Below are 20295 nucleotides of genomic sequence, written 5' to 3' on the forward strand. Positions count from 1 at the left end.
TCCCATAGCGTCAAGCTAGTAAGATCCCTGAAAGATGATCAGGTTGATAGGTCAGAGGTGGAAGCATGGTGACATGTGGAGCTGACTGATACTAATCGATCGAGGACTTAACCATAGTTTATAGGCGTAACCCGTTTTTACTTCTTCTTCTACATTATCTAGTTTTGAGGGAATGAAAAAAATAAATTTTCCTCTTGCAAAATATAAAAAAGACATTATAATGAAATAGTGTCTGATAAATAGTCTGGCAATTATGGCGAGAAGGTCACACCCGTTCCCATACCGAACACGGAAGTTAAGCTTCTCAGCGCCGATGGTAGTTGGGGCAAGCGCCCCTGTGAGAGTAGGACGTTGCCAGGCTGTATACGGAGGATTAGCTCAGCTGGGAGAGCATCTGCCTTACAAGCAGAGGGTCGGCGGTTCGATCCCGTCATCCTCCACCATATATCATATTCTTACTATTTGCCGGGGTAGCTCAATTGGTAGAGCACGACCGAATAAGCTTCCTGTATTATCTTCAGCATACTGACCGAGCTGCTACTTGATTAATCTTTCTGAGGTCAGGATGACGGTATCAAAGAGGCACGTACGAATTTAATATTTATTTATACATTTCGCCGGGGTAGCTCAATTGGTAGAGCAACTGACTTGTAATCAGTAGGTTGGGGGTTCAAGTCCTCTCGCCGGCACCTTTAGTACGAGCCATTAGCTCAGTTGGTAGAGCATCTGACTTTTAATCAGAGGGTCGAAGGTTCGAGTCCTTCATGGCTCACCAAAGTTTTTTCGTTAGAAAAAACTCTCAATATATGCGGGTGTGGCGGAATTGGCAGACGCACCAGACTTAGGATCTGGCGCCGCAAGGCGTGGGGGTTCGACTCCCTTCACCCGCACCAAGTTTTTTGCAAAAGCAAAATAACCTACAATATATGCGGAAGTAGTTCAGTGGTAGAACACCACCTTGCCAAGGTGGGGGTCGCGGGTTCGAATCCCGTCTTCCGCTCCAAAAGTGCCGGGGTGGCGGAACTGGCAGACGCACAGGACTTAAAATCCTGCGGTAGGTGACTACCGTACCGGTTCGATTCCGGTCCTCGGCACCATTTTAATTAATTAAATTTATATGCGCCCTTAGCTCAGCTGGATAGAGTGTTTGACTACGAATCAAAAGGTCGGGAGTTCGAATCTCTCAGGGCGCACTTTAACGGGAAGTAGCTCAGCTTGGTAGAGCACTTGGTTTGGGACCAAGGGGTCGCAGGTTCGAATCCTGTCTTCCCGACCATTCTTCTTAAAACTTATGGGGTCTTAGCTCAGCTGGGAGAGCGCCTGCTTTGCACGCAGGAGGTCAGGGGTTCGATCCCCCTAGACTCCACCAATAATTAAATGATGGCGGTGTAGCTCAGCTGGCTAGAGCGTACGGTTCATACCCGTAAGGTCGGGGGTTCGATCCCCTCCGCCGCTACCATTAATAATTATGATTAGTTTAACATGGACCTTTAGCTCAGCTGGTTAGAGCAGACGGCTCATAACCGTCCGGTCGTAGGTTCGAGTCCTACAAGGTCCACCATTAGCTTCATATTTAACACGGAGGAATACCCAAGTTTGGCTGAAGGGATCGGTCTTGAAAACCGACAGGCGGGTCATACCGCGCGGGGGTTCGAATCCCTCTTCCTCCTCCATATTTTTAAATAATTTTATTATCGCGGGGTGGAGCAACAAGCGTTGCTACCATGAATAATCTGCGAGTTGTACCCATCGAGCCGCTGCTTGATTAAGCTTACTGAGATGGGGACAGTCAGTAACAAAACTTGGAGCATATTCCAAACTTAATACTTTTTATTATCGCGGGGTGGAGCAACGAGCGTTGCTACCATGAATAATCTGCGAGTTGTACCCATCGAGCCGCTGCTTGATTAAGCTTTCTGAGATGGGGACAGTCAGTAATAAAACTTGGAGCATATTCCAAACTTAATACTTTTTATTATCGCGGGGTGGAGCAGTCTGGTAGCTCGTCGGGCTCATAACCCGAAGGTCGTAGGTTCAAATCCTGCCCCCGCAATTTGGTCTGGTAGTTCAGTTGGTTAGAATGCCTGCCTGTCACGCAGGAGGTCGCGGGTTCGAGTCCCGTCCAGACCGCCATTTGATGGCTCAGTAGCTCAGTCGGTAGAGCAAAGGACTGAAAATCCTTGTGTCGGCGGTTCGATTCCGTCCTGAGCCACCATTTGTTTTAATAAATTAAATAATTATGGCGGCTGTGGCGAAGTGGTTAACGCACCTGATTGTGGTTCAGGCATCCGTGGGTTCGATTCCCATCAGCCGCCCCATTTTAAATAATTTGCGGGTGTAGTTTACTGGTAAAACCTCAGCCTTCCAAGCTGATGTAGTGGGTTCGATTCCCATCACCCGCTCCAACATATGGGCCTATAGCTCAGCTGGTTAGAGCGCACGCCTGATAAGCGTGAGGTCGATGGTTCGAGTCCATTTAGGCCCACCATTGTTTTTTACGAAAACAAGATAACTTATAATTATTCCGCAGTAGCTCAGTGGTAGAGCTATCGGCTGTTAACCGATCGGTCGTAGGTTCGAGTCCTACCTGCGGAGCCATTTTATTTTATGGGGAAGTACTCAAGTGGCTGAAGAGGCGCCCCTGCTAAGGGTGTAGGTCGGGTAACCGGCGCGAGGGTTCAAATCCCTCCTTCTCCGCCATAAAATAAATGGCCCCTTGGTCAAGCGGTTAAGACACCGCCCTTTCACGGCGGTAACACGGGTTCGAATCCCGTAGGGGTCATAAAAAAACTGATAACTTTTGTTATCAGTTTTTTTTGTGCGCTTTTTTCTCACCAATAAAATAGATCTTCAGCGCCCTGATGGAAAAAAGGACTGTTTAAAACGCATCCTTCTGGTGTTACCTTCTTTATTTAAAGAACATTATATGTTCAAATTCATTATATTAATATAATTTAATTCAATTTCAAGTTTTATAAGGAGTATTGATACCGTTTACATTTACTTTTTTTACTTAATTTTTTCACTTCAGTTTTATTATTAAAAAAATAACTTTTTAAATAACAAACACATATAAAAATTTAAAAAAGATACTAGATTTTTGTCGAATAAAGAAGGATATTTTGTTGTTTACTGTTGTATTATGTCGGGTATTGATATTATATGACATGATTAATCAGTTATTGTCAGAAAAGATAAAAAAGTTTTACAAGGCATCTGAGCCATTTGCAATTATAATTGGTCAAGAAATACATATTTTCAATGAGATGAGGAGAGCCATGACGGTGAATACACTATTTCCAACAGATTATCAGCTGCATTTGTTTCATGAAGGCAGCTACTTCCAGAGTCATCAGCTTTTTGGCGCTCATATCTTTAAAGATTCCGATAAAGTCTATACACGATTTTGCGTCTGGGCACCTAATGCCTTTAAGGTAAGGCTCACGGGTAATTTTAATAACTGGAATGGTGAAGGATATGAACTGCAAAAGGTAAACAATGAGGGAGTCTGGATTATTATAATTAATGAAGATCTAGACGGCCATATTTATAAGTACGAGATTATTACATCTTCAGGTGAAAAGCTCCTTAAAGCTGATCCGTTTGCATTTTACTCAGAATTAAGGCCCCACACCGCTTCAATTGTATATTCATTAAATCATTATGATTGGCAAGATAGTCACTGGCAGAATCGTAAAGAAAAGAAAAATATTCTATCGGAGCCAGCGATTATTTACGAAGTACATACAGGGTCGTGGAAGAAAAAAGAGGATGGCAGTTACTTAACCTACAAGGAACTTGCAGCAGAACTTATCCCTTATGTAATAGATCATGGATTTACCCATATAGAACTATTACCTATCATCGAGCACCCGCTTGACGCCTCATGGGGCTATCAGGGGACGGGTTATTACTCTGTAACATCCAGGTATGGCACACCTGATGATTTTAAGTACTTTGTGGACCAGTGCCATCAGCAAGGCATCGGCGTCATACTTGACTGGGTACCAGGCCATTTTTGCAAGGATGCTCACGGACTCTACAGATTTGACGGTACCCACATTTATTCCTACAGCACTGAAAATGACAGAGAAAATGTAGTATGGGGTACAGCCAACTTCGATTTAGGAAAAGGAGAGGTCCAAAGTTTCTTAATTTCAAATGCGTTATTTTGGATCGATTACTTCCACATAGACGGCTTCCGGATGGATGCGGTAGCAAATATCATTTATTGGCCGGATACCACAAACGGAAAGCGAGAAAATCCCTTTGGAATTAATTTCTTGAAAAAATTAAATAAAGAAGTACATGATTTTGATCCCCATTTTCTCATGATTGGGGAGGACTCTACGGAATATCCTCATGTAACAGCGCCAGTACACTACGGCGGTTTAGGATTTGACTACAAATGGAACATGGGCTGGATGAATGACATGCTCGAGTATATGGAAACACCGCCTTACTTCCGGTCAAAAGTCCATTCAAAGGTAACGTTTTCACTTTTCTATGCCTTTTTTGAAAACTTTATGCTCCCATTTTCACATGATGAAGTGGTCCATGGGAAAAAGTCACTATTAGATAAAATGCCAGGAGAGTATGAGGAAAAGTTTGCCCAACTAAGGCTGCTGCTAGGATATATGTTTGCCCACCCCGGAAAAAAATTATTATTTATGGGGTTTGAAATAGGCCAATTTGCGGAATGGAAAGATAAAGAACAACTTGATTGGAACTTGTTGGATTATGACATGCACCGCAATTTAAACACATATGTAAAAGTGCTAACTAAATTATATAAACGCTCAAAGGCACTTTATGAATTGGATCATTTGCAGGATGGTTTCGAGTGGATTGATGCGAACAATAGTACCCAATCCATTTTTTCCTTTATTAGAAAAGGAAAAAAGGAAGAGGATACCTTACTTATTGTCTGCAACTTTACGGGAGTAGAGTACCCTGTTTATAAGATTGGTGCTCCAAAAGCAGGCGAATATCGGGAAATTTTTAATAGTGATTACCAAGAGTACGGTGGGTCAGGATTAATGAATAAGAAGATTATATTAGCCTCAGAAGAGCCTTATCATGGTCAGCCATGTTCAATTGAGATTGCAATTCCACCATTTGGGTTTCAAATCATAAGGCCAGTTAAAAAGCGGAGGGAGAGAAAAGGTAATGGTAAAGAAAAAGTGCGTAGCCATGTTGTTAGCAGGAGGGAAAGGAAGCAGACTTAATTCGTTAACGAAAGAATTAGCGAAGCCTGCAGTACCTTTTGGGGGTAAATACAGAATCATTGACTTTACATTAAGCAATTGTACCAACTCTGGTATTGATACTGTTGGGGTGTTAACCCAATACCAGCCGCTTTTATTAAATTCCTATATTGGTATAGGCAGTACCTGGGACCTTGATCGCAAAGATGGTGGTGTGACCGTTCTGCCTCCATATGCCGAGTCTTCAGAGGTTAAATGGTATACCGGAACAGCTAGTGCCATTTTTCAAAATCTAAATTATTTAAAGCAATACCAGCCGGAATACGTTTTAATCCTTTCAGGTGACCATATATATAAAATGAACTATGAAAGCATGCTTGACTATCATATTGAGAAAAGAGCCGATGCTACGATTTCATTAATCGAGGTTCCATGGGTTGAAGCAAGCCGTTTTGGCATTATGAATACAAACGAGGATTTGAGAATTACGGAATTCGAAGAAAAGCCAAGCAATCCAAAAAATAATCTTGCCTCTATGGGCATTTATATTTTTAACTGGAATATATTGAAGGAATATTTAGAGATGGATGAACGTGACCCTAATTCCAGTCATGACTTTGGGAAAGACATCATCCCATTGCTATTAGAAGAAAATAAAAAACTGTATGCCTATCCATTTAAAGGGTACTGGAAGGATGTTGGAACCGTCCAAAGTCTTTGGGAAGCCAATATGGATTTATTGGGAGATGATTGTGATTTAGATTTATTTGATAATGATTGGAGAATCTATTCCGTTAACCCAAATCAGCCTCCGCAATATATCTCTTCAGATGCCATTGTCAGAGAGTCTCTGATAAATGAGGGTTGTACAATTGAAGGCAAGATAGATAAATCGGTGTTATTTCAAGGTGTGACAATCGGTAAAAACTCGATTATTAAAGAGTCCGTTATCATGCCAGATGCTGAGATTGGTGAAAATTGTTTAATTGAAAAAGCAATCGTACCTGGTGAGGTTAAAATACCAGACGGGACTGTGATTCGCTCCTTTGATGATGAGATCATCCTCGTTACGGAAGAAATGTTAAGCGGTCTTTATCCAGCCTTATAGTATAAAAAGGGTTGGTTATTTAATAGAAAATTCAGGAGGGAATTTGGAGTGAAAAGAAAGCTATTAGGCGTAATTGATGCAACAACCTATCACGAAGATTTGGAGGATTTAGTAATCCACCGCTCACTCGCAGCATTGCCATTTGGCGGGCGCTACCGTATTATCGACTTTATTCTTTCAAGTATGGTCAATTCAGGTATACGCAGTGTGGCAATCTTTCCAAAGATGCAATACCGTTCCCTCATGGATCATTTAGGGTCAGGAAAAAATTGGGATTTAAATCGTAAGCGTGATGGACTTTTCTTTTTCCCATCCCCGATTGTAGAAAGTGATGGTAATAAAACTGGTTCGTTTGAACATTTTGCGGCTAATATGGATTATTTTTACCGAAGCACCCAGGAATATGCCATTATCTCTAACTGTAACACCATTGTTAATATGAACCTTAGGCCAGTCTTAGAGTGGCATAATGAGGCAAAATGCGATATCACTGAAATCCGTCACCAAGATGGACGTTCGATGGAAATGTATCTAATTAAAACTTCACTGCTGGTCAAATTAATTGAAACAAGACATCAGACAGGATACACCTGTATGAAGGATGTTGTAACAGACCTAAATGCAGCGTATACGATTTGTCACTATGAATATAACGGCTATGCCGTAACAATAGATTCGATTGACAACTATTTCTCTACCAGTATGAAATTGCTTGATTCAAAGGTATGGAAGCAATTATTTTTAAAAGACCAGCCTATTATTACAAAAGTAAAAGATGAACCGCCTACTAAGTATGTGCAAGAGTCCGTGGTGAAAAATGCGATGATTGCAAACGGATGCCACATTAGCGGGTCGGTCGAAAACAGTATTATCTCCCGCGGAGTGAAGATTGGCAAAGGGGCAGTGATTAAAAACTGCATTATTATGCAAAAGTGCCAAATTGAGGAGAACTGTTATTTAGATTCCGTTATTTTAGACAAGGATGTTAAGGTGGAGGCAGGTACTTATTTGGCAGGCACTGCACATGCCCCTTACGTTATTCGCAAAGGAACGAAACAAGGAGCGCTGATGAACTCGTGAAAATCTTATTTGCTGTATCGGAATGTGGCCCATTCGCCAAGTCTGGAGGACTTGCAGATGTTGCTGGATCACTTCCAAAAGAACTCAAGAGCCTTGGTACTGATGTCAGGGTAATTCTTCCGAAATATGGAACTATCTCAGAAGAGTACAAACAAAAAATGAAGAAAGTTAAGGAATTCACTGTATCTGTAGGCTGGAGAAATCAATATTGTGGTATTGAAGAGCTTACACACCAAGGGATCACCTATTATTTCGTTGATAATGAATACTATTTTAAACGAGAAGGTTTGTATGGTTATTTTGATGACGGGGAGAGATTTGCCTATTTAAATCGGGCCATTCTTGAGGCGATCGCCGAATTAGATTTTTATCCTGATGTCCTGCATTGTCATGATTGGCATACAGCCATGATTCCATACCTTTTAAGAACGGAGTACTACAAGAGAAAAGGGTATGGTTTGATTAAGACTGTGTTTACCATCCATAATCTGCAGTTTCAAGGGATTTTTCCAAAAGAAGTATTGGAGGATTTATTGGGATTGGATTATCAATCCTTTCAATCAGGCCATCTGGAGTTCTTTGGGAATATCAATTTTATGAAAGGCGGCCTTGTAGCTGCTGACAAAATCACAACCGTTAGCCCAACCTATAAAGAGGAAATTCAAACCATGACTTTCGGTGAGAAACTAGATGGGCTATTACGAGCAAGAAAAGAGGACCTTATCGGGATCTTAAATGGAATTGATGAGGATTTTTATAATCCGGCAATTGATCCATTAATTTATCAAAATTATAAGGTGGATACCTATTCTAAAAAAGCAGTTAACAAAAAAGAGATTCAAAAGAATTTTGGCTTGCCGCAGAGTGCTGCAACACCATTACTTGTCATGATCACAAGACTGACGAAACAAAAGGGGCTTGATCTGGTAAGGTGTGTTCTCAGGGAAATTTTGCAAGAGGATGTTCAGGTGATTATACTGGGAACGGGAGATTATGAATATGAAGAATATCTCCGCCAAGCAGCACGGGTGTATCCTGATAAATTAAAAGTTTATACCGGATTTAGTGAGGAACTTGCCCATAAGCTCTACGCAGCTGCAGACTTGTTTTTAATGCCGTCTCAATTTGAACCATGCGGCCTTGGACAGATGATTGCCATGAGATATGGTGCTATACCTATCGTTCGCGAAACAGGGGGCTTAAATGATACTGTAAAGGCGTATAATGAGTTTACAGGCAGAGGAAATGGGTTCTCTTTCCAAAACTTTAATGCCCATGATATGCTATACACTGTTCAGCGAGCACTAAGCTTTTATCATGATCAACCAGTTTGGGAATCCATTGTTAAACAAGCTATGGAAAAGGACTACAGCTGGGCGCAATCAGCATTTAGTTATAGCCAGCTTTATGCAAAGCTCGTCTCAAGGAGTGAAACTCATGTTTTCTAATAAAACTAGTTTTAAGCAGACCTTCCTGAAAAGACTTGAGATGCTATGTGGGAAAAGCTTTTCTGAAAGTTCAGCACGGGATCAGTATCAAACCCTTGGCAGCATGATTCGGGAGTTTGTGAGTAATGACTGGATTGCGACAAATGAACAATATCTTGCAGCCCAGGGAAAGCAGGTTTACTATCTCTCAATTGAATATTTATTAGGTAAGTTGTTACGACAGAATCTAATAAATTTAGGTGTTGAGGAAACCGTACAGACAGGACTTAAAGAATTAGGGATTGACCTCGATGAGCTTGAGGAGTTAGAAAGTGATGCAGGGTTAGGAAACGGCGGCTTAGGAAGATTAGCCGCTTGTTTTCTGGATTCACTCGCATCGCTTAATTTGCCGGGACACGGTCATGGCATTCGCTATAAACATGGTTTGTTTGAGCAGAAAATAGTCGATGGTTATCAAGTGGAACTTCCAGAGCAATGGCTGAGAAGCGGAAATGTTTGGGAAATTCGTAAACTTGACAGTGCAGTAAAAGTTCCATTTTGGGGAAAGGTCGAAGCGAGGATGGAGAAAGAACGTCTCGTCTTCCATCATTTGAATGCTGAAACGGTAACAGCGGTTCCGCATGACATGCCTGTTATCGGTTATAACACACAAACTGTCAATACATTAAGGTTGTGGAATGCCGAGCCATCACAATTTCCTATTGATGCCGATATATTAAAATATAAGCGCGAGACAGAATCCATTTCCGAATTTCTATACCCTGACGATACCCATGATGAGGGTAAAATCTTAAGGCTAAAACAGCAGTACTTTTTAGTGGCTGCGAGTATACAATCTATCTTAAGAACTTACCGAAAACAACATTCCGGCATAAATGAACTGCATAAACATGTTTGTATTCACATCAATGACACACACCCTGTTTTGGCTATCCCAGAGCTCATGAGAATCCTAATTGATGAGGAAGGATATGAGTGGGACCAAGCATGGCACATTACGAAAAATACCATTTCCTATACCAACCATACCACTTTATCTGAGGCGCTCGAGAAATGGCCGATCCATATTTTTCAGCCATTATTGCCAAGGATTTATATGATTGTCGAAGAGATCAATGAGCGCTTTTGCCGGGAACTATGGGAACAAACCCCTGGTGATTGGAAGAGGATTAGTGATCTTGCCATCATAGCCGATAATTTTGTGAAGATGGCACATCTAGCTATTGTAGGAAGCTTTAGTGTAAATGGTGTCGCCAAGCTACATACTGAGATACTTAAGAAACGGGAAATGAATCAATTTTATCAACTATACCCAGAGAAATTTAATAACAAAACGAACGGTATTGCTTACCGACGATGGCTGTTAAAGGCCAATCCAAAATTGTCCTCGCTTATCACTGATGCCATTGGGCCCTCTTGGATGAATTCAGCTGAGGAGCTTAATCATTTACTAACCTATCAGAATGATTCGTCATTTTTAGACCGGCTTTTAAAGATAAAAAATGAGAATAAACAGCGGCTTGCGGATATCATTTTGGATAAAACAGGAGTGGCAGTCGATACTGAAGCTATTTTTGATGTACAGGTAAAACGGCTTCATGCCTACAAGCGCCAGCTTTTAAATGTTTTACACATCATGCACCTATATAACAGGATAAAGGAAGATGCAACTTATCCGATTGTCCCAAGGGTGTTTATTTTTGGTGCTAAAGCTTCGCCAGGTTATTATTATGCAAAAAAGATTATCAAATTAATTAACACCGTGGCTGAACAAGTCAATAATGACCCAAGGGTCGGGAATAAACTAAAGGTGATTTTCCTTGAAAATTATCGGGTTTCCTTAGCTGAAAAAATCTTTCCGGCCTCAGATGTTAGTGAACAGATTTCAACTGCTAGTAAAGAGGCCTCTGGAACCGGGAATATGAAGTTTATGATTAATGGTGCCTTAACTGTGGGAACTTTGGATGGAGCCAATATAGAAATTAAAGAATTAGTTGGTCCATCAAATATCTTTACATTTGGATTAACTTCAGACGAAGTCCTTCACTATTATCAGCATGGCGGCTATAATTCCCGAGAGTATTATCATCATGATTATCGAATCAGGCAGGCGGTTGATCAACTCGTCAATGGATTCTTTCCTGGTGTTAATAATGAATTTGAACCGATATTTGATTCGCTGCTAGAAGAAAATGATCAATATTTTGTCTTAAAGGATTTTGCTTCTTATGCAAAAGTGCAGGAACAAATAGGTAAACAATTTGCCGACAAGAGCGGGTGGCAGAGGATGAGTTTAGCTAATATTGCTCATGCCGGCTATTTTTCGAGTGATCGTACCATAAAGGAATATGCGGATGATATTTGGGGGATTAAGTCTCTTAAGTAAGAAAAAAGCTTCTGCCATTGGGCAGAAGCTTTTCTTATCGTTAAGGAAATTAAAATTTTCGCTTGTGGATAACTATTAAAAAACGGACTATCGACGTCCAGAAGGCTGGTCTGTAGCCTTGCGCCCCTGAACAAGGCGCTTCCGCTTTTCTTATGAAAAGAAATGACCGATAAAAATACCAATTGCGAGTAAGAATCCAAAAATGGTATTGGTTTGAGCAGTTGCAATCATAGCAGGGGCCATTTTAAGCGGCACATTATTCTCAATAAACCCTTTTATGGCTTTAACTGGTTTCGGAACACTCAAAATCACTATAGCTGTCCAGAAAGGAGCAATACCACTGATGATAAGTCCCAAAATCCAAAGATAAGAAAAGGTAAACATACCAGCTAATAGATAAATCGCCTTCTTCTTACCTAGTAAAATCGCTACAGTTCTACGGCCATTCTCTTTATCACCATCAAGGTCACGGATGTTATTAGAAAGCATAATCATACCTACTAAAACCATACTAGGTACGGAGAGAAAAATACTTGAATGATCAACCGTTCCAGTTTGTATAAAGAAAGAAATTAATATAATCAGCATGCCCATAAAAAAACCTGAAAGAAGCTCACCAAAAGGTGTGTAAGCAATTGGAACAGGGCCTCCTGTGTAGAAATAGCCGACAGCCATGCAAACGAGCCCCACAATGGCTAACCACCAGCTGCTATTGGCACAAATATATACTCCAAGTAATAAAGAAATGAGATAAAATCCAAAAGCAAGATTAATGACCGTTTTTGGATTGATTCCATCCCGAACAATGGTTCCGCCTATCCCTACGGATTCTGCTGTATCCAAGCCTCTCTTAAAATCGAAGTATTCATTAAACATATTTGTAGCTGCTTGTATCAACATACTAGCAACCAGCATGGCAAGAAAAAGGCCGATTTGAATTTTACCGTTCTTAAGAGCTAATGCCGTACCAAGCAGAACTGGTACAAACGATGCTGTAAGTGTATGAGGACGGGTCATTTTCCACCAAACTTGAAAACCGCGGTTAGCTTCAATGTCCTGCTTTGATTTTTGTTGTAAATTTGAATGCATACGTTCTCCCCCTTGTACATTTTCTCTCTATATTTGAAGCTTTACTAGCGTTTAGGGTTCTTTCCCACACCTAAGTGTATTGGAATACCCTATTTAGTGTCAATTAATTTTTGTTTTCAAAACTAGAAGATAATCCCTGTTCGATTATTATCTGCTTTTCGTGGAAAACTGAAGGTATAAAAACCGATTTCCACTCTCTTTTAGAATTTTGATATATAATAAGGTATAAAGCTGTGCAGATAGTGATTAGAATGATTGACTTATTTATAATGGGAGTAGTATCTTAGAATAGGCTTTAAGATGAATGGATAACAGTCATTTCGGCTGTTTTGGAGGGATTTGTTTGATTACCATTCAAGAAACAGAAACAAAAGAAAGGGGTCTTTTAGGGGTAAATCGGGCACGAGAATTAGGCCGGCCCATTTTAATGAGTGTAGTTTATAAAATGGATACGACTAATCCTTTATCCTTTTTTAATGCTGGAAAAGACCGTTATTGCGGGGAACGTTTTTTTTGGAAAGACCCGACAAATGATATCGTTCTAATTGGACTAGGAATTTCAAAGCAAATTCAATCGGATCAGGCTGCTGACCGCTTTTTTCATGTTGAAAAAGAGTGGAAAAGCTTCTTAAAAGACGGTTTTATTTTTAATCAATATAAAGTCGACGGTGTTGGACCTCTTATGTTTGGAGGCTTCTCATTTGATCCTTTTAAAGAAAAAACAGAACTTTGGTCCAAGTTTGCAGATTCTTTATTTCACATACCCAAATTCTTATTGAGTATCATCCGAGGTGAAACCTTTTTAACCACAAATATTATTTTTACACCAAATGATGATTTATCACTTTATAGCAAGAGTTTGGAAGAAAGAAATCAACTGCTTGATACATTAAGAACAAGGATTGGCACAAAATCTCCCTCATTAATGAGGGAAGATGAAATCTTTCCTGAAAGCTGGAAGCAAACGGTTGACGATGTTGCGAAAGAATTAACAAAGGGTCCTTTGAAAAAAGTAGTCCTTGCTCGTGAGTTAAGATTAGTATTTAGTTCGGATGTTGAAGCAGAATCAGTCCTTGAAAATTTATATAAACAGCAGCCGGCAAGCTATATTTTTGCTTTTGAATCGAATGGAGATTGCTTTATAGGAGCTTCACCAGAACGGCTTATAAAAAAACAAGGCAATGAAGTCTATTCGACCTGTTTGGCAGGTTCGATTTCTCGTGGTAATACAGAAGAAGAAGATCAGATATTAGGACAGACTCTTTTAGCTGATCAAAAAAATCTGATTGAACACGGGTATGTAGTCGAAATGATTAAAGAAGCGCTCGAGCAATCGTGTAAAGAGGTTATTTTACCTGATAAACCGCAATTAATGAAAATGAGAGATATTCAGCACCTTTATACTCCGGTAATTGGGAAGTGCGGTCCAAACACATCCCTTTTGTTACTTGTAGAGAAGCTTCATCCAACACCTGCACTTGGCGGGCTTCCCAAAACTTTAGCGGTAGAAAAGATAAGAGAAGTAGAAGAACTAGATCGAGGACTATTTGGCGGTCCGCTCGGATGGGTCGATTATCAGCAAAATGGTGAATTTGCCGTAGCTATCCGCTCTGGGCTTATCCAGGAGCAAGAAGTCTCCTTATTTGCCGGGTGTGGTGTGGTTTCCGATTCAAAATCTGAAGATGAGTATTTGGAAACTGCTTTAAAGTTTAGACCAATGCTTCGCGCTCTTGGAGGGAAATAATTAATTATGAATCATCAAGAATCATTAACTGCTTATATTGCAGCCTTTGTTTCAGAACTTGTCTTAACTGGTATCACTGATGTAGTCGTTAGCCCTGGTTCGAGGTCAACTCCGATGGCAATGGTCATGGCTGAACACCCGGATTTAAAAGTTCATATCCATGTTGATGAACGTTCAGCTGCTTTTTTCGGACTAGGGATAGCTAAAGCAAAAAACATGCCTGTCGCCATTTTGTGCACATCTGGTACGGCAGCGGCTAATTATTTTCCAGCGATCGTGGAGGCAAAGTATTCACGTGTTCCATTGCTTGTCCTAACAGCTGACAGACCACATGAATTAAGAGAAGTGGGAGCTCCACAAGCCATTGATCAGCTGCATTTGTATGGCAAGCATGTAAAATGGTTTGCTGATATGGCATTGCCAGAGAAAAGCAATGAGATGCTCCGCTATGCGAGAACCATTTGTGCAAGAGCTGCAGCTATTGCAACCCAAGCACCTGCGGGACCGGTACATCTGAACTTTCCGTTCCGTGAACCACTGATCCCGAAGATAGACGAAAGTCTATTTGCGCTTTCAGAGCGGCCAAAGGGGTATGTCAAGGTTCATAATGGCGATATTACGCTAAGCGACGATGAGGTCAAGGATATTGCGAAAGATTTGATGGGCAAAGAAAAGGGAATAATAGTTTGTGGTAATATAACGGATGAAAAGTTTGCAAAAGCAGTCACAGACCTAGGCGCCAAGTTAAACTTTCCTATTTTAGCCGACCCCTTATCACAATTACGAAGTGGACGACATAAGCTTGAGAATATTATTGATGCTTATGATACCTTTTTAAGAAATGAAGATGCGAAGTCCTTTCTTAAGCCGGACGTTGTATTACGATTTGGCGCAATGCCCGTTTCGAAAGCGTTAACGATATTCCTAAAAGAGAATCAAGGTTCAGATCACTTTGTAGTAGACGTCGGGGGCGGCTGGCGTGACCCTTCCGCAATATCATCGAATATGTTTTTTTGTAATGAAACGATGTTTTGTGAAAAATTAGTTACGTATTTGAATGATAATTCTTCTTCTGCGTTTTTAGATGATTGGAAAAAGGTAAATCAACTGACAAAAGAAAATATGGCGATTATCCGTGATGTACGAGAATTGAGTGAAGGAAAACTGTTTTATCAATTGGCTGACCAGCTTCCAGAAGAAGCCACCCTTTTTGTGGGTAACAGTATGCCTATCCGTGATTTAGATAGCTTTTTCTTAAGTAATCATAAATCGATTAAGGTAATGGCCAATCGAGGGGCCAATGGGATTGACGGGACGGTTTCAACTGCAATCGGTGCTGCTGTTTATACAAAATCCTTATACTTGGTTTTGGGGGATTTAACCTTTTTCCACGATTTAAATGGTTTGATTGCGGCTAAGCTTTATGATATTGATATTCATATTATTCTCATTAACAATAATGGCGGGGGAATATTTTCTTTTCTTCCACAATCCGAGCATCCTCAGCATTTTGAACTATTGTTCGGTACCCCACTGAATATAAACTTTGAGCATGCTGTTAAAATGTTCAATGGAAATTACAACAAAATAGCAACTTGGGATCAACTTGGGACCTTATTAAAACAAAGCCATCACCAAAAAGGAATCCATGTATATGAGATTGAAACAAATAGAGACAGAAATCGTGATGAACATCGTGAACTTTGGCGTTCTGTTTCCCAGGAAATATCAAATCTTGTCGATGGAGCGCAAGAATGATTGTGGTTGTCGACGAGATTCGCTATCATCTAGAGGTTCATGGTGAAGGATTTCCGCTTATCTTACTGCACGGCTTTACGGGCGATTGGTCTACTTGGACATCCTTTTTTGACAAATGGGGCCGCCACTCGAGGCTGATCGTTCCTGATATCATTGGACATGGCGAAACAGAATCACCTGAAGAACTAGGACATTATCAAATGGAATCCATGGCAAATAGCTTAAATACCATTTTGGAGAAAACAGGTGTTCATCAAGTAGACTTACTCGGTTATTCTATGGGCGGCCGGCTTGCTCTAACTTTTGCGATGTTGTACCCGAACCGAGTTCGAAAGCTGATTTTAGAAAGTGCATCCCCTGGTCTTAAAACCGAGAGCGAGAGAGAAGTTCGCCGTATGAATGATGCAAAACTTGCAAACTTTATAGTAGACAAGGGATTGAAGTCTTTTGTTGATTATTGGGAAGATATCTCTTTATTTCAATCGATGAAGAGACTTCCTGCTTCAGTGAAAAACAAAATAAGAGAACAGCGCTTAATGAATTCTCCCTTGGGGCTTAAAAATAGTTTGCTTGGGATGGGGACAGGCTCACAGCCATCTTGGTGGAAGCAGCTAGACCAATTAAGCTGTGATGTTTTGCTGCTTACAGGCAGTGAGGACCAGAAGTTTTGTCGAATTGCAGAAGAGATGGCAGTTAGGTTAAAAAAATCCACCTGGATGGTCGTAGAAAATAGCGGACATGCAATTCATGTGGAAGAACCTGAAAAGTTTGGTACAATAGTAAGTGACTTTTTGTTAAATCAATAATATAAGGAGGAGATCATTTTGGCAGTAGAATGGGTTCCAGGAAAGAAATATGAAGAAATCCTATATGAAACTTATAATGGGATTGCAAAAATCACCATTAACCGTCCACATGTACATAATGCTTTTACACCGAAGACTGTTATGGAATTAATCGATGCTTTCGCATATGCACGCGATGATTCAAGGATTGGCGTTATTGTATTAACTGGTGCCGGAGATAAAGCATTTTGTTCCGGTGGAGACCAAAAGGTAAGAGGTCATGGAGGATACGTTGGAGAAGACCAAATACCTCGCCTAAATGTTTTAGACCTGCAGCGCTTAATTCGTGTAATTCCAAAACCGGTAGTAGCAATGGTAAAAGGATATGCGATTGGCGGAGGACATGTTTTACATATCGTATGTGACTTAACGATTGCGGCGGATAATGCTATTTTTGGTCAAACAGGTCCAAAAGTCGGCAGCTTTGATGCTGGGTATGGTTCAGGCTACTTAGCAAGAATTGTCGGCCACAAAAAGGCCCGTGAAATATGGTATCTCTGCCGTCAATACAATGCACAGGAAGCATTGGATATGGGCTTAGTCAATACAGTTGTTCCGCTTGAACAAGTGGAAGAAGAAACCATTAAATGGTGTGAAGAAATGCTTGAGAAAAGTCCAACTGCTCTTCGTTTCTTAAAAGCTGCATTTAATGCTGATACAGATGGTTTAGCTGGTATCCAACAATTTGCCGGTGATGCTACATTGCTTTATTATACAACGGATGAAGCAAAAGAAGGCCGCGATGCCTTTAAGGAAAAACGAAAGCCAGACTTCGGTCAATTCCCGCGTTTCCCTTGATTCGAAGATTCCCTTGTGCAGCTTGATGGTATCCATCAGGCTGTTGTTTTTATATAGAGAAAAGAGGGTGCAAAAATGCAAAATGAATCGATGCCTAACTTATTAATCAAACGTGCTCTTTTAACTCCAAATCGGATTGCTATTTATTTTCAAGACCAAACGTTAACATTTTATGACTTATATCAGTGTTCCCTGAAAGTGAGCGGAGGACTTCAAGCACTGGGCATTAGAAAAGGGCAGTTCGTGGGCGTATTATTGAAAAATCATTTGGATACGGTTACGATTTTATTTGCTCTTCAATTACTAGGAGCACGTGCGGTTATTTTAAATAATCGATTGACAGCATCTGAACTTGTTTTTCAATTGAAGGATTCAAAATCTGCCTTTCTGATATTAGAGGAATCCTTTGCTGAAACGGAAACGGTAATTACTCAACAAATCGACCACTTGACAACCATTACTAAGACTAAATTAACTCGCATCAAGCCAGAAAAGCCTTATATACAAGAAGAAATCAGTCTATCTGAACTCTGTACGATTATGTATACATCAGGTACAACGGGAAATCCGAAAGGAGTAATTCAGACATACGGAAATCATTGGTGGAGTTCAACAGGCTCAGCTCTTAATCTCGGAACAATAGATAGTGATTGCTGGCTTTGTGCGGTTCCTCTTTTCCATATTAGTGGTTATTCCATTTTAATGCGCAGTGTGATTTATGGTATGCCGATCGTACTCCATGAACATTTTGATGCAGAGCAAACGATCAAAGATATTCAACTAAAAAAGGTAACGATTATGTCAGTAGTGGGTACCATGTTAACCCAAATCGTTGAAGCGCTGGAGGACAGACGATTACCAGCCTCTTTCCGCTGTATGTTGTTAGGCGGCGGTCCTGCACCATTACCATTATTAGAAGCATGTGTAAAAAAGGATATTCCTGTTTTTCAATCGTACGGAATGACGGAAACCTCTTCACAAATTGTCACACTATCACCAGAAGACAGTTTTCACAAACTCGGTTCTGCAGGAAAACCCTTATTCCCTTCCCAGCTCAGAATCGAGCTTGAAAATGGTGAGACAGCCAAAGCGGGTATGCCTGGTGAAATTGTGGTTAAAGGTCCAAATGTTACTCCAGGGTATTTAAACCGATCGAAAGCGACCGAAGAAAAGATTCGTGATGGCTGGTTGTATACAGGTGATATTGGTTATCTTGATGAGCAAGGATTTTTGTATGTAAAAGATCGGCGAAGTGACTTAATTATTTCCGGTGGAGAAAATATATATCCTGCTGAACTTGAATCAATCCTACTGGCACACCCGGATGTAATGGATGCTGGCGTTACAGGCATCGATGACAAAAAATGGGGACAGGTTCCTGTGGCCTTTATTGTAAAAAAGCAGGGCACAAATCTATCAGGTGAGGAGCTGCAGCGATTCTGCATGGAGCGTCTCGCAAAGTACAAATTACCTAAAGCATTTTATTTTACGGAACAGCTGCCAAGAAATGCAGCTAAGAAATTACTGCGAAGAAAATTGAGAGAGTGGGTGTAAGGGGATGAAAATTGCTCAGGTTGAGCTTTATATTGTTCAAATGCCCTTAAAATCGCCATTTTTAACACATTTAGGTGCAGTAGCCCACCGTGAGGGGATCATTGTAAAGATTATCGATCAGGATGGCTGCTTTGGACTGGGAGAGGGAGTGGCCTTTTCAACACCTTGGTATACGGAAGAGACAGTTGCGACAAGTTTACATATGATGACGGATATTTTAATTCCCTTGTTGAAAAAAAATCCCATTCAGCAGCCAGAGGAAGCCGCCCTGCTTTTTAAATCGATAAGAAGAAATCATATGGCGAAGGCAGCCCTTGAAACGGCTTTATGGGATTTATACGCAAAACAAAACTCATCCCCCTTAAATGTCCTTCTTAACGGAACCCGTCAGGTGGTTGCTTCGGGTGTAGTTGTTGCCACAGATTCTTCTGCAAATGCCCTTAAACAAATTGAGCAGTATCTCGAGGAGGGTTACCAAAGGATAAAGGTGAAAATTAACCCCCAACAGGATTATTCTTTTTTAGCCGATATCCGAAAAGTATATCCTGAACTGCCGATTATGGCAGATGCTAATTCCGCCTATACCTTAAAGGATACCGAACGGCTAAAGGCGTTAGATGAATTTAATCTGCTCATGATTGAGCAGCCGCTCGCCCATGACGATATCATTGAACATGCTGTACTTCAAAAAGAAATCAGAACGCCCATTTGTTTAGATGAAAGTATTGTAAGTTTTGATGATGCAAGAAAGGCCATCGAACTAGGCAGTTGTCAGGTCATTAATATTAAAGTCGGCCGTGTGGGCGGTCTTTATGAAGCAAAAAAAATTCATGATTACTGCTTTGCCCGGCAGATTCCTGTTTGGTGTGGGGGGATGATTGAGTTTGGAATCTCACGTGCCCATAATATTGCTCTGGCCTCGTTGCCAGGGTTCACGATTCCCGGAGATATATCTGCCTCCAACAGATTTTGGGAGGAAGATATCATCCTGCCGGAGGTGCAAGTGAAAGGGGGCTTTATTAAAGTGCCGGATGAGCCAGGTATAGGATTTAGCCTTAATGAAAAGAGGCTGAAAGAAACGTTATTATCAACAAGAACATTTCGATTAAAATAAAAAAGGTGGATCAGCAGATGCTGATTCACCTTTTTTGTTGGTGCGCCCGGCATGGGCTATAACTTGGTGGTGAAAGTCCACTACAGGCTTGGCAGTAGGAACTGTTAGCCAATGGCAAGGGTGTCCACCGTGAGGTGGAATCTGAAGGAAGCCGGAGGCAAAAT

Annotated in this window: 12 protein-coding genes, 21 tRNA genes and 2 rRNA genes; 34 read left to right on the top strand and 1 reads right to left on the bottom strand. The window is 40.8% G+C overall.

Going from position 1 to position 20295, the window contains the following annotated elements:
• The 28 genes from M3226_RS29850 to M3226_RS29985 all read left to right on the top strand — a co-directional run.
• A 23S ribosomal RNA gene (locus M3226_RS29850) occupies window positions 1-115 on the top strand; the annotation flags it as partial.
• 128 nt (window positions 116-243) lie between these two features.
• Window positions 244-360, top strand: a 5S ribosomal RNA gene (rrf, locus tag M3226_RS29855).
• 7 nt (window positions 361-367) lie between these two features.
• Window positions 368-443, top strand: a tRNA-Val gene (locus M3226_RS29860).
• A 173-nt stretch (window positions 444-616) separates the two neighbouring features.
• A tRNA-Thr gene (locus M3226_RS29865) sits at window positions 617-689 on the top strand.
• 10 nt (window positions 690-699) lie between these two features.
• Window positions 700-775, top strand: a tRNA-Lys gene (locus M3226_RS29870).
• Window positions 776-808: 33 nt separating this feature from the next.
• A tRNA-Leu gene (locus tag M3226_RS29875) sits at window positions 809-893 on the top strand.
• Between the two features lie 35 nt (window positions 894-928).
• A tRNA-Gly gene (locus M3226_RS29880) sits at window positions 929-1003 on the top strand.
• Between the two features lie 5 nt (window positions 1004-1008).
• Window positions 1009-1097: transfer RNA gene (locus tag M3226_RS29885), tRNA-Leu, on the top strand.
• A gap of 22 nt (window positions 1098-1119) precedes the next feature.
• Window positions 1120-1193: transfer RNA gene (locus M3226_RS29890), tRNA-Arg, on the top strand.
• Window positions 1194-1199: 6 nt separating this feature from the next.
• Window positions 1200-1276: transfer RNA gene (locus M3226_RS29895), tRNA-Pro, on the top strand.
• Between the two features lie 17 nt (window positions 1277-1293).
• Window positions 1294-1369 (top strand) — tRNA-Ala (locus M3226_RS29900).
• Between the two features lie 13 nt (window positions 1370-1382).
• A tRNA-Met gene (locus M3226_RS29905) sits at window positions 1383-1459 on the top strand.
• Window positions 1460-1484: 25 nt separating this feature from the next.
• A tRNA-Ile gene (locus M3226_RS29910) sits at window positions 1485-1561 on the top strand.
• A gap of 19 nt (window positions 1562-1580) precedes the next feature.
• A tRNA-Ser gene (locus M3226_RS29915) sits at window positions 1581-1673 on the top strand.
• 306 nt (window positions 1674-1979) lie between these two features.
• Window positions 1980-2053: transfer RNA gene (locus M3226_RS29920), tRNA-Met, on the top strand.
• Between the two features lie 3 nt (window positions 2054-2056).
• A tRNA-Asp gene (locus M3226_RS29925) sits at window positions 2057-2133 on the top strand.
• A 6-nt stretch (window positions 2134-2139) separates the two neighbouring features.
• Window positions 2140-2215 (top strand) — tRNA-Phe (locus M3226_RS29930).
• 27 nt (window positions 2216-2242) lie between these two features.
• Window positions 2243-2318 (top strand) — tRNA-His (locus M3226_RS29935).
• Window positions 2319-2331: 13 nt separating this feature from the next.
• A tRNA-Gly gene (locus M3226_RS29940) sits at window positions 2332-2405 on the top strand.
• Between the two features lie 6 nt (window positions 2406-2411).
• Window positions 2412-2488: transfer RNA gene (locus M3226_RS29945), tRNA-Ile, on the top strand.
• Window positions 2489-2523: 35 nt separating this feature from the next.
• A tRNA-Asn gene (locus M3226_RS29950) sits at window positions 2524-2598 on the top strand.
• Between the two features lie 11 nt (window positions 2599-2609).
• Window positions 2610-2700 (top strand) — tRNA-Ser (locus tag M3226_RS29955).
• 10 nt (window positions 2701-2710) lie between these two features.
• Window positions 2711-2782 (top strand) — tRNA-Glu (locus tag M3226_RS29960).
• A 496-nt stretch (window positions 2783-3278) separates the two neighbouring features.
• Complete coding sequence (gene glgB, locus M3226_RS29965; RefSeq protein ID WP_251572989.1) at window positions 3279-5228, top strand: 1,4-alpha-glucan branching protein GlgB; 1950 nt, start codon at window positions 3279-3281, stop codon at window positions 5226-5228.
• On the top strand, window positions 5170-6315 hold the full coding sequence (locus M3226_RS29970; protein WP_251572969.1) for a glucose-1-phosphate adenylyltransferase: 1146 nt from the start codon (window positions 5170-5172) through the stop codon (window positions 6313-6315). The genes glgB and M3226_RS29970 overlap by 59 nt, the downstream gene beginning before the upstream one ends.
• Window positions 6316-6363: 48 nt before the next feature.
• Window positions 6364-7395, top strand: a complete 1032-nt coding sequence (locus tag M3226_RS29975; protein WP_251572971.1) for a sugar phosphate nucleotidyltransferase — start codon at window positions 6364-6366, stop codon at window positions 7393-7395.
• Complete coding sequence (glgA, locus tag M3226_RS29980; protein ID WP_251572974.1) at window positions 7392-8843, top strand: glycogen synthase GlgA; 1452 nt, start codon at window positions 7392-7394, stop codon at window positions 8841-8843. Before M3226_RS29975 ends, glgA begins: the two co-directional genes overlap by 4 nt.
• Window positions 8833-11229 carry a glycogen/starch/alpha-glucan phosphorylase gene (locus M3226_RS29985; protein ID WP_251572976.1) on the top strand — a complete coding sequence of 799 codons (2397 nt, stop codon included), beginning with the start codon at window positions 8833-8835 and terminating at the stop codon, window positions 11227-11229. Before glgA ends, M3226_RS29985 begins: the two co-directional genes overlap by 11 nt.
• Before the next feature lie 150 nt (window positions 11230-11379).
• Here the strand turns inward: M3226_RS29985 and M3226_RS29990 are convergent, their stop codons facing one another.
• Window positions 11380-12318, bottom strand: a complete 939-nt coding sequence (locus tag M3226_RS29990; RefSeq protein ID WP_251572978.1) for a 1,4-dihydroxy-2-naphthoate polyprenyltransferase — start codon at window positions 12316-12318, stop codon at window positions 11380-11382.
• 343 nt (window positions 12319-12661) lie between these two features.
• On the opposite strand from M3226_RS29990, the gene M3226_RS29995 reads away from it, so the two are divergent.
• The 6 genes from M3226_RS29995 to menC all read left to right on the top strand — a co-directional run bounded on the left by M3226_RS29995 (window position 12662) and on the right by menC (window position 20131).
• A complete protein-coding gene (locus tag M3226_RS29995; RefSeq protein WP_251572980.1) occupies window positions 12662-14062 on the top strand; it encodes an isochorismate synthase in 1401 nt (466 codons plus the stop codon).
• A gap of 6 nt (window positions 14063-14068) precedes the next feature.
• A complete protein-coding gene (gene menD, locus M3226_RS30000) occupies window positions 14069-15820 on the top strand; it encodes a 2-succinyl-5-enolpyruvyl-6-hydroxy-3-cyclohexene-1-carboxylic-acid synthase (RefSeq protein WP_251572982.1) in 1752 nt (583 codons plus the stop codon).
• Window positions 15817-16626: a 2-succinyl-6-hydroxy-2,4-cyclohexadiene-1-carboxylate synthase gene (gene menH, locus M3226_RS30005; protein WP_251572984.1), complete on the top strand. Its 810-nt coding sequence runs from the start codon at window positions 15817-15819 to the stop codon at window positions 16624-16626. Before menD ends, menH begins: the two co-directional genes overlap by 4 nt.
• Window positions 16627-16644: 18 nt before the next feature.
• The gene (gene menB, locus M3226_RS30010) at window positions 16645-17463 is read left to right on the top strand and encodes a 1,4-dihydroxy-2-naphthoyl-CoA synthase (protein WP_098532224.1); all 819 of its coding nucleotides are present in this window, start codon (window positions 16645-16647) and stop codon (window positions 17461-17463) included.
• Window positions 17464-17538: 75 nt separating this feature from the next.
• Window positions 17539-19017, top strand: a complete 1479-nt coding sequence (locus tag M3226_RS30015; RefSeq protein WP_251572985.1) for an o-succinylbenzoate--CoA ligase — start codon at window positions 17539-17541, stop codon at window positions 19015-19017.
• 4 nt (window positions 19018-19021) lie between these two features.
• Window positions 19022-20131: an o-succinylbenzoate synthase gene (menC, locus tag M3226_RS30020; protein ID WP_251572987.1), complete on the top strand. Its 1110-nt coding sequence runs from the start codon at window positions 19022-19024 to the stop codon at window positions 20129-20131.
• Window positions 20132-20295: the final 164 nt, after the last annotated feature.

Source organism: Neobacillus cucumis, from assembly GCF_023715505.1.

Coding starts and splice junctions, on each gene's coding strand:
- glgB (WP_251572989.1), top strand. CDS start 3,279: ATGACGGTGAATACACTATTTCCAACAGATTATCAGCTGCATTTGTTT.
- M3226_RS29970 (WP_251572969.1), top strand. CDS start 5,170: ATGGTAAAGAAAAAGTGCGTAGCCATGTTGTTAGCAGGAGGGAAAGGA.
- M3226_RS29985 (WP_251572976.1), top strand. CDS start 8,833: ATGTTTTCTAATAAAACTAGTTTTAAGCAGACCTTCCTGAAAAGACTT.
- M3226_RS29990 (WP_251572978.1), bottom strand. CDS start 12,318: ATGCATTCAAATTTACAACAAAAATCAAAGCAGGACATTGAAGCTAAC.
- menD (WP_251572982.1), top strand. CDS start 14,069: ATGAATCATCAAGAATCATTAACTGCTTATATTGCAGCCTTTGTTTCA.
- menH (WP_251572984.1), top strand. CDS start 15,817: ATGATTGTGGTTGTCGACGAGATTCGCTATCATCTAGAGGTTCATGGT.
- M3226_RS30015 (WP_251572985.1), top strand. CDS start 17,539: ATGCAAAATGAATCGATGCCTAACTTATTAATCAAACGTGCTCTTTTA.
- menC (WP_251572987.1), top strand. CDS start 19,022: ATGAAAATTGCTCAGGTTGAGCTTTATATTGTTCAAATGCCCTTAAAA.